The organism is Paenibacillus dakarensis, from assembly GCF_001373415.1.
Lineage (GTDB): Bacteria > Bacillota > Bacilli > Paenibacillales > Paenibacillaceae > Paenibacillus_AQ > Paenibacillus_AQ dakarensis.
Map to the genome: position 1 here is coordinate 66,772 of NZ_CDSE01000030.1, position 13,028 is coordinate 79,799.

General features: G+C 43.8%; 14 protein-coding genes and 1 riboswitch. Of the genes, 9 read left to right on the top strand and 5 right to left on the bottom strand.

Translation table 11 applies throughout. From position 1 onward, the window contains the following. Window positions 1-7 precede the first annotated feature (7 nt). A riboswitch (PreQ1 riboswitch) is annotated at window positions 8-51 on the top strand. Window positions 52-162: 111 nt separating this feature from the next. From queC to BN1234_RS08560, 5 genes are all read left to right on the top strand, one after another. After that, a complete protein-coding gene (queC, locus tag BN1234_RS08540) occupies window positions 163-840 on the top strand; it encodes a 7-cyano-7-deazaguanine synthase QueC (RefSeq protein ID WP_054956239.1) in 678 nt (225 codons plus the stop codon). Continuing rightward, complete coding sequence (gene queD, locus BN1234_RS08545; RefSeq protein ID WP_054956240.1) at window positions 840-1,331, top strand: 6-carboxytetrahydropterin synthase QueD; 492 nt, start codon at window positions 840-842, stop codon at window positions 1,329-1,331. The genes queC and queD overlap by 1 nt, the downstream gene beginning before the upstream one ends. Before the next feature lie 73 nt (window positions 1,332-1,404). Continuing rightward, on the top strand, window positions 1,405-2,115 hold the full coding sequence (gene queE / locus BN1234_RS08550; RefSeq protein ID WP_245640134.1) for a 7-carboxy-7-deazaguanine synthase QueE: 711 nt from the start codon (window positions 1,405-1,407) through the stop codon (window positions 2,113-2,115). Window positions 2,116-2,159: 44 nt separating this feature from the next. After that, window positions 2,160-2,657 (top strand): preQ(1) synthase, encoded by a 498-nt coding sequence (queF, locus tag BN1234_RS08555; protein ID WP_054956242.1) that lies wholly within the window; start codon window positions 2,160-2,162, stop codon window positions 2,655-2,657. A 255-nt stretch (window positions 2,658-2,912) separates the two neighbouring features. Then, complete coding sequence (locus tag BN1234_RS08560; RefSeq protein ID WP_054956243.1) at window positions 2,913-3,545, top strand: DUF1269 domain-containing protein; 633 nt, start codon at window positions 2,913-2,915, stop codon at window positions 3,543-3,545. A gap of 81 nt (window positions 3,546-3,626) precedes the next feature. Here the strand turns inward: BN1234_RS08560 and BN1234_RS08565 are convergent, their stop codons facing one another. From BN1234_RS08565 to BN1234_RS08575, 3 genes are all read right to left on the bottom strand, one after another. Further along, entirely contained in the window at window positions 3,627-3,905 is a 279-nt protein-coding gene (locus tag BN1234_RS08565) for a hypothetical protein (RefSeq protein ID WP_054956244.1), read from the bottom strand. A gap of 134 nt (window positions 3,906-4,039) precedes the next feature. Then, a complete protein-coding gene (locus BN1234_RS08570; protein WP_054956245.1) occupies window positions 4,040-4,507 on the bottom strand; it encodes a Dps family protein in 468 nt (155 codons plus the stop codon). A 161-nt stretch (window positions 4,508-4,668) separates the two neighbouring features. Continuing rightward, entirely contained in the window at window positions 4,669-6,144 is a 1,476-nt protein-coding gene (locus BN1234_RS08575; RefSeq protein WP_054956246.1) for a potassium/proton antiporter, read from the bottom strand. A gap of 166 nt (window positions 6,145-6,310) precedes the next feature. Here BN1234_RS08575 and BN1234_RS08580 point away from each other — a divergent pair, with 166 nt between their 5' ends. Both BN1234_RS08580 and BN1234_RS08585 read left to right on the top strand, forming a co-directional pair. Then, window positions 6,311-7,453: a GNAT family N-acetyltransferase gene (locus tag BN1234_RS08580; RefSeq protein ID WP_054956247.1), complete on the top strand. Its 1,143-nt coding sequence runs from the start codon at window positions 6,311-6,313 to the stop codon at window positions 7,451-7,453. 154 nt (window positions 7,454-7,607) lie between these two features. Further along, window positions 7,608-7,865 carry a hypothetical protein gene (locus BN1234_RS08585; RefSeq protein WP_211751798.1) on the top strand — a complete coding sequence of 86 codons (258 nt, stop codon included), beginning with the start codon at window positions 7,608-7,610 and terminating at the stop codon, window positions 7,863-7,865. 103 nt (window positions 7,866-7,968) lie between these two features. Here the strand turns inward: BN1234_RS08585 and BN1234_RS21845 are convergent, their stop codons facing one another. Beyond that, window positions 7,969-9,204 (bottom strand): YsnF/AvaK domain-containing protein, encoded by a 1,236-nt coding sequence (locus BN1234_RS21845; protein WP_082423139.1) that lies wholly within the window; start codon window positions 9,202-9,204, stop codon window positions 7,969-7,971. A 276-nt stretch (window positions 9,205-9,480) separates the two neighbouring features. Between BN1234_RS21845 and BN1234_RS08595 the strand changes: the two genes are divergently transcribed. Next, complete coding sequence (locus BN1234_RS08595; protein WP_054956248.1) at window positions 9,481-10,434, top strand: class 1 isoprenoid biosynthesis enzyme; 954 nt, start codon at window positions 9,481-9,483, stop codon at window positions 10,432-10,434. A 68-nt stretch (window positions 10,435-10,502) separates the two neighbouring features. Further along, complete coding sequence (locus BN1234_RS08600) at window positions 10,503-10,742, top strand: NHLP leader peptide family RiPP precursor (protein ID WP_054956249.1); 240 nt, start codon at window positions 10,503-10,505, stop codon at window positions 10,740-10,742. A gap of 214 nt (window positions 10,743-10,956) precedes the next feature. Here BN1234_RS08600 and BN1234_RS08605 read toward each other — a convergent pair whose 3' ends face one another. Continuing rightward, the gene (locus BN1234_RS08605; protein WP_054956250.1) at window positions 10,957-12,843 is read right to left on the bottom strand and encodes an ATP-binding protein; all 1,887 of its coding nucleotides are present in this window, start codon (window positions 12,841-12,843) and stop codon (window positions 10,957-10,959) included. Window positions 12,844-13,028: the final 185 nt, after the last annotated feature.

Consider the following 13,028-nt stretch of genomic DNA (forward strand, 5'->3'; position numbering starts at 1 on the left):
CTGCTGCATGGGAGAGGTTCGTGAACTCCCTCTATAAAAAACTATACGGCCCTTATTCCTCGTAATAAGGCTTGTTTTTTTACGGACTAAAGTTCAGAACCTCTCTTTCTTCAGGATGCTTCAATGCTGCCTGTTAACATATGAAGAATGAGGGGTTTTTACATGCTTAAAAATGAAAAAGCGATTGTCGTGTTCAGTGGAGGCCAAGACAGTACGACCTGCCTTTTCTGGGCTAAGAAGCATTTCGCCGAGGTGGAGACTGTAACCTTTGATTATGGTCAGCGGCATAAATATGAAATCGAATGTGCAGCTCAGATTGCGCAGGAACAAGGGGTCCAGCAAACGGTGCTTGATATGAGTCTATTGAACCAGCTTGCCCCCAACGCACTGACACGAGGCGATATAGAGATTGCTGAGGGTGACCAGGGTGTCCCGAACACCTTCGTAGACGGACGCAATCATCTGTTTCTCAGCTTCGCTGCAGTGCTTGCCAAACAAAAGGGAGCCCGGCATCTGGTTACCGGTGTATGTGAAACTGACTTTAGCGGCTATCCCGATTGCCGGGACAGCTTTATTAAGTCACTCAATGTCACGCTTAATTTAGCGATGGATTATCCGTTTGTTATTCATACTCCGCTGATGTGGCTTGATAAAGCCGACACCTGGGAACTGGCTGACCAAATGGGAAAACTGGAGTATATCCGTCAGAACACACTGACTTGCTATAACGGAGTAAAAGGTGACGGTTGTGGTGAATGTCCTGCCTGCCAACTAAGACAAGCCGGACTGGATAAATATTTAAGCCGCCGGACTCCCCATCCAGAAGGGAGCGAGCTGTAATGGTACGCCAGCCTGGAGCTTTTCGCATCGTCGACAAATTACAAAAGCTGGGTGAGGATATCGATGCAGGAAGTCTTCGTTATCACCGCAAGCGAGTGCTCGTTTCCAAGGAGTTTACTTTTGACGCTGCCCATCACCTGCATGCGTACGAAGGAAAGTGCAAAAACCTGCATGGTCACACGTACAAGGTGGTATTCGGGATCAGCGGTAAACCTGACGAGGTTGGGATCACGGTTGACTTCGGAGAAATCAAGAACATCTGGAAAACAGCAATTGAACCCTTTCTCGATCATCGATATTTAAATGAAACACTGCCTCCGATGAATACAACTGCCGAGAATATGGTCGTATGGCTGTACGAACAGATGGAGCATGCTTTATCGGAGCAGCAAGCCTTTATAGAGCAGGAAACCAGAACTGAGTTCGTTCGTCTGTACGAGACACCTACGAGTTATGCTGAAGTTAGACGGGAGTGGATGGTAAATGAGTAGTCATGTAGTTGAATCACCTGCCAAATCCGGAGTTCCAGCAGGTGCAGCCGTTATTGACCGGCCTATCCCTGTCATGGAAATCTTCGGACCTACCGTCCAGGGAGAGGGTATGGTCATTGGCCGCAAAACCATGTTTGTCCGGACGGCGGGCTGCGATTACCGCTGCTCATGGTGTGACTCCGCATTCACATGGGACGGAAGCGGGGCTGATTCCATTTCCCGCATGAATCCACACGAAATTTGGGAAGAGCTGTACCGTCTTGGTGGAGACCGTTTTGATCATGTTACACTATCCGGGGGCAATCCTGCCCTGCTGTCTCAGCTGGGCGGACTGGTTAACACCCTGCATGCTCATGGCATTACCGTGGCTGTCGAGACACAAGGATCCCGCTGGCAGGATTGGCTGAACGATATTGATGAGGTGACTATTTCTCCGAAGCCGCCAAGCTCCGGGATGGAAACCAACTGGGCAAAGCTGGATGACATAATTACACGTTTGTCGGCACGTGTGCCCGGGCGTCCATTCAGCCTTAAAGTCGTTGTATTTGATAACGTTGATCTTGCTTATGCCGAGACCGTACATGAACGCTATCCGAATGTTCCTTTCTATATTCAAGCAGGAAATCCGGATGTGAATACCACCGAGGCTTCTTCACATATTTCAAACTTACTGGAGCGCTACGAACGTCTGATAGATGCTGTGATGAAATCAGATCGGTTGAATGACGTCCGTGTACTTCCACAGCTTCATACCTTGGTATGGAGCAACAAACGAGGCGTATAAACCGTTCTGTCGTAACGATTATGATAAATAAAGGAGTTTAAACTATGGCTGGAAGACAACGCAATGAAATGGAAGACATAACTCTGCTCGGGAATCAGGGTACTAAATACCATTTCGAGTACGATCCGAGCATACTCGAAAGCTTTGATAACAAGCATCCATACCGGGACTATTTTGTAAAATTCAACTGTCCTGAGTTTACAAGCCTGTGTCCGATCACAGGTCAGCCTGATTTTGCAACCATCTATATCAGCTATATCCCCGATATTAAAATGGTTGAGAGTAAAGCATTAAAGCTGTACCTGTTCAGTTTTAGAAATCATGGAGATTTCCATGAGGATTGTGTTAACATTATTATGAACGATCTGATAAAGCTGATGGATCCGCGATATATTGAAGTATGGGGTAAGTTCACTCCTCGCGGCGGGATCTCGATCGACCCTTACTGCAACTATGGTCGTCCTGGGACCAAGTACGAAGAAATGGCTGCCCATCGACTGATGAACCATGATATGTATCCTGAAAAGGTGGATAACCGATAAGCAAGCGAATAAAATGGAGTGCTTCAAAGGCGGCAAGGATTTTCCTTGCCGCCTTTTTCTTATATAAACGGACAAAAGAAACCGGAAATATTTACATTCAACAACTTGTGAAATGTTTAACTAAATTTAGGGTAACCCATAGTTATGATTCATTTACAAATCTGCCTATGCATACTTTCATTTTACCAATATTCCTTTATGTCACCGTTTGAAGACACGCCCTAATAAAACTAATTCTCAAGGAGAGGACAATATATGGTAAAAGAAAACGTATTAATTATTTACTTCAATATTGAGAGTGAAGGATATCAAGCATTTACTGAAATGCGTCAACATACTTTTTCTCAAAGCAACTCTATTATAATTGAGCAAGCATCCCTCATTAAGAGAGAAAACGGTACTATTATTGCGAAGGATTTCTATAATAATGAGAAAAACATGGGTGAGGACGTAGCAATTGGCTCAATTATCGGTGGTCTCATTGGTATTTTAGGTGGCCCGTTAGGTGTATTACTTGGCATGGGCGTGGGGGCTGCAATCGGTTCACTCCCATCTCTCGATGATACGGAAGAAAATTCTGGATTACTACAATCGGTTGTAAGCCGTTTGCAAGAGGATGACATCGCTATTTTAGCCGTTGTTCAAGAAGAAAATGAAGCACAGCTGGATAACTATTTTGCTAAATTTGATACTACGATTATTCGCTATGATGCAAATGTTATTGAAGAAGAAGTCGAGTATGCAGATGAAGTGCAAAAAGAGCTTGCACGTCAAGCTCGCGTTCAAATGAAACAAAAGCGCTCAGAAGAACGTAAACGCAAAGTCGAAGAAAAAGGTGCTGAAATTCATGCTCGCTTTGAAGTATTAAAAGAAAAATTAAAATCATAGAAATACATTTCAAATGCTAATTAAGCATTGAAAATACGTTCCTTTCATACCTGAAAGTCACTGAAAAAGTCAGATTTTTAATTAGGGCGTGTCTTCAAACTGTGGTATGAAAAATAAGGAAATCAGGATCATCTGAAACAGTTTTTTCATCCCGAGCAGCAATCGTAAACACCCCTCCAATTCCCGTTGTCGCCCCCTGCTCTGCCGCAAGTTTCCTCTTTTCTCCGTAATCCGGTCAGGCGTTGCATCCATAACCTGAATCGGGAGCCTTGCAGCATCTTGAAGCAGATATTGGGTATCGCCACCGCTGTATTCCGCTTCTTCTTCCTCGCGGCCGGCTTCATTCAGCGCTTCTCCCACTTTCGAGCTGTTGTCTATCGAAGAGAAAGGCTCGTTTTTTGCAATTGTCTACCGTTCGGGCACGGCTATATTTTTATCCCATAAAAAAACCGCCCTATCCAAATCGATATGGGCGGTTGTCAATAATAGAAATATTATTTACCCAGATATGCACTCAGCATCCAGTTCAGCTTCTCAACTTCAGTTCTCATACCAATCAGCATGTCTGCAGTCGGATTATCACCCTGCTCATCAGCAGCTTCAATACCGGCTTTCATACCTTCAACAATCGTTTTGAAATCTGTAATCAGAGTTTCAACCATTTGCTCCGCACTGCTCTCGCCAGCAGCCTCTTGGATCGCTGCAAGCTTCAAGTACTCCGCCATGGTTGCCGCAGGCTTCCCACCGATAGCCAACAAGCGCTCCGCGATTTCATCTACATAACCTGCAGCCATGTTGTACAGCTCCTCGAATTTCTCATGCAGGGTAAAGAAGTGAGGACCTTGTACAAACCAGTGATTATGATGAAGCTTTACACCAAGCAAGCTCCAGTTAGCCAATTGTTCATTTAATACGGCGTGCAGTTTATTTGTTGTTTGAGTTTCTCTTGTTACATTACTCATGATTGATATCCCCCCGTTTAATTATTAGATTTAGACTTATTCTAAATCTTTGTTTTAAGTATATCATACCTGTTCCATGTTGGCAAAATAATTCAACACTTTGTTATCCTCATCTTATGGACAATACTTTAGGATAAGCAATGAAGTACATCATCATTCACCTATTTTGGGGTACCACTGTTTGATTTTATTCCTATTCCAAGAATCGATTTCATTTGACTTCGCTTGGTTTTTGGACTCATCACATACAAGGTGTCACCCTGCTCAATAACAGTATTTCCTTTTGGCGTAATAATCTTATCACCGCGAATGATTGCAGTGAACAAAATATCATCCGGCAAGTTCAGGTTCTGAATTTCTTGGCCGATGACAGGCATATTGGGGAGAACCCGAACATGGTTAATTTCCGAATTGGTTTTTCCCAGAGCAATCAACTCCTGCAAGGAAGGGCCCTCTGCTTGATCTTTCTCACACAGCTTCAATTTCACCGCCAGCGGGGAAATCGTGGTCCCTTGAATAATAGCTGATGTAAATACGACAAAAAATACAACGTTAAAATACATCTGCCCACCCTCAATGCCTGCAATCAGAGGATATGTAGCTAATACAATAGGCACCGCCCCGCGAAGACCTGCCCAAGCAATTAATATCTTTTCCCGGAATGCAAACTTCGTGAACAGCAAGCTAAGAAAAACACCAATTGGACGAGCTACAAATATAAGGAATAAGGATAATAACAACCCTTGCCAAGAAATTCCCGAAAGCTGGCTTGGAAATACAAGTAAACCCAACAGAATAAACATCGCAATTTGCATCATCCAGGCGAATCCCTGGTTAAAAGCCAGAATGGTACGTCTGTATGTCAGGTCTGAATTCCCCAGAACCAATGCGATTACATAAACAGCCAATAATCCACTGGAATGTAAAAGCGCTGCAACTCCGTAGGTCATTATTGCAAACCCTAGTGCCATTACAGGATAAAGTCCCGAAGAATCAAAATTTATACGATTAATTACATATACGGCCAAATAACCTATTAAAATACCTACAATGAGTCCCAGTCCCATTTGCATGAAAAAGGAAAGAATCATTCCGAATATACTTGTATCGGGGGTCTGAATCCATTCAATCAGCGAAACGGTAAGAAAAACAGCCATAGGATCATTGCTTCCCGATTCCGCTTCGAGCGTCGACGTTAATTTTTGTTTAATGTTATGTCCTCGCAGGACAGAGAATACAGCAGCTGCATCGGTTGATCCCACAATAGCGCCGATCAGCAGCCCCCTTTCTAACGGTATATCCAATATGTAACTCGCACCTATGCCAACCACGACCGTAGTTATTAGGACACCCAGGGTTGCTAGAGACAAAGCCGGTCCTAGAACTGGCTTTATCTCCTTAAAATCGGTTTGCATCCCTCCCTGGAATAGAATAACAATAAGAGCAAAAATCCCGACAAGCTGAGTAATTTCTGCGTCATCATAATAAATATAACGACTTAGAAGCATCCCGAGGGCAATAAACAGCACAAGGGCCGGCATCCCGAAACGGTTTGAAAATTTGGTAGTCAATACACCAGTTAATAAGAGTAATGCAGCCATCAAAATGACTGAATCCACAAAACTTAGCAAGTTCATCCCTCCGACTTGAAGACTTGCTATATTATTACCCCAAAAATACATAGGCAAGTCAATGCGTTAAAACAGGGCTTTCATCCCGTATAAGGAAAACGCTTACTGGTTTTGTAGAAAAACAAACCTTATACTGAGAATATTAAATACCTTTAGGAGGCATTAAGACAAAATGAATATCAAATTAATGGAACCTCATGCCTTAAAGCAAGCTGTGGACTTATCAGATCAGGTCTTTCTTAATTCAGAACAGCCGTCTATGGGAAGCTCGTTTCCCTTAATATTTGACCCTGGATTCAGTCACTCCTATGGGGCTTTTGATGAACATGGAAACGTGACTGCATTTATGGGTCTAGTCCCCTTCACCATCCGTACAGAAGCAGCTCAACTAAAGGTATTTTCGATTGGTTCTGTCTGTACGGATCCAGACCAACGCGGAAAAGGGTTAGCTGGAGAACTCTTGGAGGCTTGTAAAGCTCATGCCGAACGTTCCGGCGCATCGTTGATCTTCGTCTCAGGCGATCGTTCCTTATATACACGTGCAGGCTGCCGTCACTTTGGCCGAGTAATGGAACATCGCCTTATGCCTGAAGGGGCACAGGAACTTAAAAACAAGCTACAGGCAGAATATCAGATCCGTGAAATGAAGTCTGAAGATATCTTTGCCATGCATGAATTGCTGACAAAACGTAATACCGCCTATATGAGCTCGGTATCAGAACTCGGCAGGCTGCTTGATGCAAGTGCTTATGCGAATGTGCTGCAGCTTGATCAAAAGGTTTTGATTGCCGAGCAGAATGGAGGCATTGCAGCTTTTGCGGTTATCGGCGTCCCTGGAAATCGAATGACAACATCAGCACCGGCGACACTCATTGAATGGGCCGGCGAGGCAGAGGCGGCTGCCAGTATTCTAAGTGAAGCTATTCCACTCTATGGCCTAACGGAACTTCTGATCTCGCTTGCCTGGCAGGATCAGGAGTTATCGGATTATTTAGAATCTGCCGGCGCCGCCAAGAATCATATACAGAACTCAGGAACGATCTTCCTTGTGAACGGACAAGAGCTGCTGCGCCAGCTTGCTCCCCTTATCCCCGAAGAAGCAGCCGGTATGCTGCAAGCTGAAGGCGATCACGGTCCTTATCTTTATAAACAAGGAAGCAATACCATCGAGCTGGATGATGAAGGCTTGATATCATTGCTGTTTGATCCGGAATCTCCACACCGGGTAACAGCAGCAGGATCGGAGATGGGAGGGCAGGACTTTATGCTGCGTCCTATTCCCCTACCGTATACAGCAGGTCTGCAGTACATTTAATTATTAACCCTTTAAAACAATGAGAAAGCCCCAAGCTCATAGCTTGGGGCTTTCTCATTGTGAGGAATATGCACCTATTCTTGAAAGGCAAGTATCCCTGTATTGGGATATTGCATAAGATAACTTAGCCTATTACAAAGAAAGGGGAATCGGTATGATCCATGTCAATAAAGAACCCCGAAGCTACCGTAATATTGGCGGTTACCTCTATCCTTATTACGGTTACTATCCTTATTATCCTTATCCTTATCCTTATCCACCTTACTCTTACCCGTATTATCCATACTACGGACATTACCCGCATTATGGAGGACACTTTGGCGGACACTGGGGAGGCTGGGGCCATCGAAGACCGGTAGGATACAGCAGGCATGACCGTCCGATCCAAAAAGGCGGTCCTGGACAGAAATAAAGCCCTTGATTTTCTCTTGAGAAACAGAAATGGCGGTGCAGGGAGCACTTCATTCATCCCTGGCACCGCCATTTCGTTGTTTCTATTTGCTAAATACTTATCTTTAGAATTTTTTCGTATTCAATGAACTATTGTTTTGGTTCATGGAGAGATCTGTTCCATCTACAGCGGTTGAATCCTCATCCACTTCATTTAATCCACGAACAGAGAGGTTGCCGCTTTTATCTACATGAGCCTGTTCTTTTTTCACAGTATCCTGAACGTGCTCTGTATCTTGAACTTCTTCTTTACGGACCTCAACTTCACCCGTAACTACCGGGCGCTTGTTCACCTCAACCCGTTCCTCACTTACCGGAATACGAATGGTTTCGTCTTCACCGATTGTACCGTTTGCCGTCGATCCGTCTGATACCGCCCGTCGCTCCACAACAACCTCTTCGTGGGTTACTGGCACTTCAATCGTTTTTTGCTCCTCAATAACTTCCTTGTGGAGTGTTACTTCTCCGCTTTGCACCCGCTCCTTGTTAATATCAAGCTTTTCTTCACGAAGCGGCATCGTGCGATGGGTTGTATCTTCAATGTCATTTTCCATAGTTAATCTGTCCGAAAGATCTGTATCGAGATCTGTATCGGTTTGCCGATTCGTATAATGCTCCGGAATATCTCCGGTGCCAGTGCCTGCTGCACCACCTGTACCTGCATTATTCATACCTGCATTACCCATGCCTGCGCCATATCCTTGATAGAGGTTCGGATCCTGCACAGTTTCTTCTGCAGCGGCTGCAGATTCAGTACGGGAATCTAAATTCAATCCGGTATTCCCCGTATAGCTGCCGCCTTGATTATAGTGGTGTTCATTCAACGTATTGTTACGACGGAATGTATCATACACCTTATTTGTCCGATCCTCATCTGTTTCAACGAGCACCAGAATACGTCCTTCTTCCACATACTCATCATATTCCTTAGCTTCATCCTCCGGAATACCAAGTCCGATCAGGCCGCCAACCAAGCCGCCAGCTCCCGCTCCAACGGCTGCACCTGTCAGTGTAGCCGCAATAGGACCTGCTGCTACGATCGGCCCAATACCAGGAATAGCCAAAGCGCCTAGTCCTGCCAAAAGTCCAGTTACTCCACCAAGAATCCCGCCTGTTGCAGCTCCCGATGCCAAGCCTTCAGGGGCTTTGGTTCCTGTCTCTTCATTAATTGTAGTCACATCATCACGGTCTTTTGCAATAACCGAAATTTCCTCTGTTCCGAATCCTTGCTGCTTCAAATCCTCGATAGCTTGAGTAGCTTCCTGTTCTGTACTAAATGCACCAACTATTCTCTGAGTCATATAAATTACCTCCTAGAGTTAATGTTTGCCTCGTCTGTTGTATCCTTGCTCATCTCTACATTAAACTTATGCCGGATTTGTCAAACACGAATAAGCAGATTTCAAATTATTTGTCAATATATTTTTTCACAAAACATCAGTCCGTCAACATATCTACTATTTTAATTGTAAATATTTAACTCCCCCTGAATACGTGATACGATAAGACAGCAAGTTAGGAATTTCGAGTTACCGGTATTAGAAGAACTGTAAACTATCTAAAAGGCTGGTGCTGCCATGGAATGGTTCAAACCGTATGAACATGAATTATTAGAGGTTTTTGCGGAGTGCCGCATCAGAATTGACGGTTTCCTTCCCCCGTTAAACGATATTGGACTACAATACATGAGGAAGTTCGATGTGTTTCAGCAAGGCAGCGCCAAGAACTATATTTGCTACCTTCTTCCCTTCTGGATGAAAGACCAGACATCACTCTCCCCGGATGTGTACCGCAGTCTTTCCGCCGCCAATATCTTCGGGATGCTCTATTTCTTCATCCAAGACGACATTATGGACACCCATCCCAAGGACTCTATTCCGGGTATGTGGAAGCATCAGCTCGTACTGGCAAATCTCCTGTATACCGAATTCATTCATATCTACCTTGATTTTTTTCCGTCTCATCATCCTTTCTGGAGCTATTTCAGAAGCTATATACAGGATTGGTCCGAGGGTGTCATTCACGAAAGCCAGCATAATTATTTCCACCACAATCCAATACATATTTCAAAAAAAGCAGCCCCCGTTAAACTGGGAAGCACTGCAGTTCTGCTGTTGGCCGACCGGCATGATCTCGTCGAGGAAGCAGCCGACCTCCTAAATAACGTCCTTCTCACTCTGCAAATGATGGACGATTGGGCTGACTATGAACAGGATCTGGCTGACGGGAGTTATAATTGCCTGCTGTCTCTCATCCAGTCAGTGAACAACCTCCCCCACAACTACAGGCTTAACACTGAAGAAGTTCAACGTGCAATCTACCTCTATGAAGTTCTCGATTCATATGCTGATATTGCTTCTGCAACCCATTCAAGAATACTGAACTCCAGTCTCAATGCTCCCCATGTCATATCCTTTCATAAAGCATTGCTGGATGAGCTTTTAATAGAAGCTGAACATATTAAAAATGGCCGAAAAATGCTTGAGCGTGGCGGACTAAACTATTACTTGTCTATTTTGAGTAAAATATAATAGATTTTAAATATATTACATGTTATTCTTTTGGAGTAAATAATAACCATTTTTGAAAGGGTGATTCTATGACGACAGAAGCCATCTTTCAAACACAATTGATTCAGAAAGCATGGGAGGATCCAGCTTTTAAAGCTAAATTGCTGAGAGATCCCAAATCCGCCATTAAAGAGGTCTTTGGCGTATGGATTCCTGATCACATCCAAGTGAAAACGGTTGAGGAGCAGTCGAACGAGCTGTATCTGGTAATCCCTCCGAATCCATCAGGAGTAATCAAGTCCGAAGCTAAGGAAAAAGCCGTTTGGTAATACATACATAACTATCCTGCCTCTTAATCGTAAGAAAAATGGGGACGAGCCGTTTACCTTCGCAGCTTTTAAACATACAGCTGACGGAAGTGACATCTTGGCTTTGCGTCCCCACTTTCATCGAATAAGCGGGTAAACCTTCCCGATTTATAAAAAAAAGACCGCTCAAGGATTTCATCCATGAGCAGCCTATCCAATCTGATCGTAAGTCTGTTTAGTCTGCGAGAGGAAAACGGATTATAACCTCTGTTCCTATCCCCTTTTGACTCGTAAACTCAATTGTTCCTTTCATGGCTTCAATTATTCGGAAAGTAACCATCAATCCAAGCCCTGTTCCTTTGGTCTTATTCGAATAATAAGGCTCGCCCAACCTTACCAGCTCTTGCGCTTCCATACCCACCCCATCATCACGAATATGAATAATAGCCTGTTCTTTATCCTTATAAGCCCATATATTTACGGTCCCTTCTCCATCCAGAGCCTCGATACTATTCTTAACAAGATTGACCATCGCTTGCTTTAGCTTGGATGAGTTCCCCAAAGTATGTATCGTTTCAGGAGCATTAAGCACAATCGTACCTCCCCCAATGTTCGCCAGAGGCATTAAAATTCCTGCCACATGCCGGAGCTCATCGGGTAGATTAAGTTTGGATACCTGCTCAAGCTCTGGCTTTGCAAATGTAAGGAAGTCGGTAATAATCGCCGAGGCACGATCCAGCTCTTTAAGGGCCAGATCCAAATACTCTTGCTGCGATGGATTGGAACGCTCTCCAAGAAGCTGCATAAATCCTCTGGTTACTTGCAAGGGGTTGCGAACCTCATGTGCCACGGATGCAGCCAGTTCACTAATGATCTCCATCTTTTCGGAACGCTGAAGTTCGTTATTGAACAATTCCAATTCCTTCGAATATCTGACTACTTGTTCATGGCTTCGGACAAACTTCCTTCCCAGCATAACAATCAATGATATGATGAGGGCAAGCACTCCCCATTTCCAAAGAAAGAAATAGTAATGTCCATTTTTGGTATAGAAGGTAATAAGATCACCTATTGCCGCAGCAGTCAGCAAACTGAATCCGATCGAAAAAATATACGCGTCCTTTTTGCGTTTAATCGTATACATGATCGTAATACCTACCAGAATCAACATCTCAATGATGACGATAATACCCAGGACACTCACTGAGATGATATAAAAGGCATTATAGAACCGGTCTCCGGATAACTGATTCACGAACAGGAACACCAGGCAGATCATGGAGTAGATGAATAAGAAGTTCTTCATATATCGAATCACGCCAAATGGCCCCGTACCATATATTTTCTCAAAATAAAAGGTTAACGCAGGAACGAGGACAAGCATGGATATATCGAATAATGTCAGCCATAGCTCCCCATATTCACTATAAAAGGTGTATAAAAAGGGAGAGTACGTAATTAGCAGAATTCCACTTGCACAAATCACCAGGCTAAGCGAAATCCAGGTTGTTACATTATGTCTCGGCAAAAAGAAACAGCAGAAGAACATAACGAGAGCAATAAATAAAAAGGAGCTGCCCATAACAAAGTCATCCAGATCCTCCTGAATGAACTCACCCTGTAAATTCTCATATTCCCCAATGCTCATAAACCCTTCAATCCCCGTCGCCCCGCGCGGTGTTTCAATCCATATGTATAATGTCTTTCCCATATCCTCCTGTGCAAGTGAGAGCAGCAAACGATGTTTGGTATACATATAATCCCGATGAGATTCAAACAGGGGTTCGTCCTCTACAAAAGCAATAACGTCTTTTCCGGTTACTTGACCAAGTAAAATTGCAGGCTGATTTAATACATCATGAGGAAGAGAAGCCCGAAACCAGGCAGATACAGCACCTTCCGGTTTAGAAAGGCCTCCTTCAATACTCTGCCAGTCCTGTGATTCTTTCACCGCCTCAGGTGTAATGGTATCCGGCTTCTTCCACTCCCACATGACTTGCCAATCCGGGGCCAAAGAATACGATTCATTTCCTGCAGCAATGGAGGGTAATAAAAGCTGCAGAAGCAGTACCGGAACAATAATCATAATTAATACGGCGAAATATTTAGGCACAGCCTTCATTCGGTTAGCACCTCTACCCCAATTCGTAGTTCAAAACCAACTATTCATTCTGATGCTATTTTATGTATAATCAAGTTTCTATAAATATATCATGAAATCAGCTTGCTGTTATTCAAATAATCCCAGTGAGTCAAATCTATTTGTAATCTAGTTTGTGAAGAAGTATTATTATTAGTTGATAAAGT

What these genes read in the sequence shown, in the direction of transcription:
- queC (WP_054956239.1), top strand. Translation starts at nt 163, where the DNA reads ATGCTTAAAAATGAAAAAGCGATTGTCGTGTTCAGTGGAGGCCAAGAC.
- queD (WP_054956240.1), top strand. Translation starts at nt 840, where the DNA reads ATGGTACGCCAGCCTGGAGCTTTTCGCATCGTCGACAAATTACAAAAG.
- queE (WP_245640134.1), top strand. Translation starts at nt 1,405, where the DNA reads ATGGAAATCTTCGGACCTACCGTCCAGGGAGAGGGTATGGTCATTGGC.
- queF (WP_054956242.1), top strand. Translation starts at nt 2,160, where the DNA reads ATGGCTGGAAGACAACGCAATGAAATGGAAGACATAACTCTGCTCGGG.
- BN1234_RS08560 (WP_054956243.1), top strand. Translation starts at nt 2,913, where the DNA reads ATGGTAAAAGAAAACGTATTAATTATTTACTTCAATATTGAGAGTGAA.
- BN1234_RS08570 (WP_054956245.1), bottom strand. Translation starts at nt 4,507, where the DNA reads ATGAGTAATGTAACAAGAGAAACTCAAACAACAAATAAACTGCACGCC.
- BN1234_RS08575 (WP_054956246.1), bottom strand. Translation starts at nt 6,144, where the DNA reads ATGAACTTGCTAAGTTTTGTGGATTCAGTCATTTTGATGGCTGCATTA.
- BN1234_RS08580 (WP_054956247.1), top strand. Translation starts at nt 6,311, where the DNA reads ATGAATATCAAATTAATGGAACCTCATGCCTTAAAGCAAGCTGTGGAC.
- BN1234_RS08585 (WP_211751798.1), top strand. Translation starts at nt 7,608, where the DNA reads ATGATCCATGTCAATAAAGAACCCCGAAGCTACCGTAATATTGGCGGT.
- BN1234_RS21845 (WP_082423139.1), bottom strand. Translation starts at nt 9,204, where the DNA reads ATGACTCAGAGAATAGTTGGTGCATTTAGTACAGAACAGGAAGCTACT.
- BN1234_RS08595 (WP_054956248.1), top strand. Translation starts at nt 9,481, where the DNA reads ATGGAATGGTTCAAACCGTATGAACATGAATTATTAGAGGTTTTTGCG.
- BN1234_RS08600 (WP_054956249.1), top strand. Translation starts at nt 10,503, where the DNA reads ATGACGACAGAAGCCATCTTTCAAACACAATTGATTCAGAAAGCATGG.
- BN1234_RS08605 (WP_054956250.1), bottom strand. Translation starts at nt 12,843, where the DNA reads ATGAAGGCTGTGCCTAAATATTTCGCCGTATTAATTATGATTATTGTT.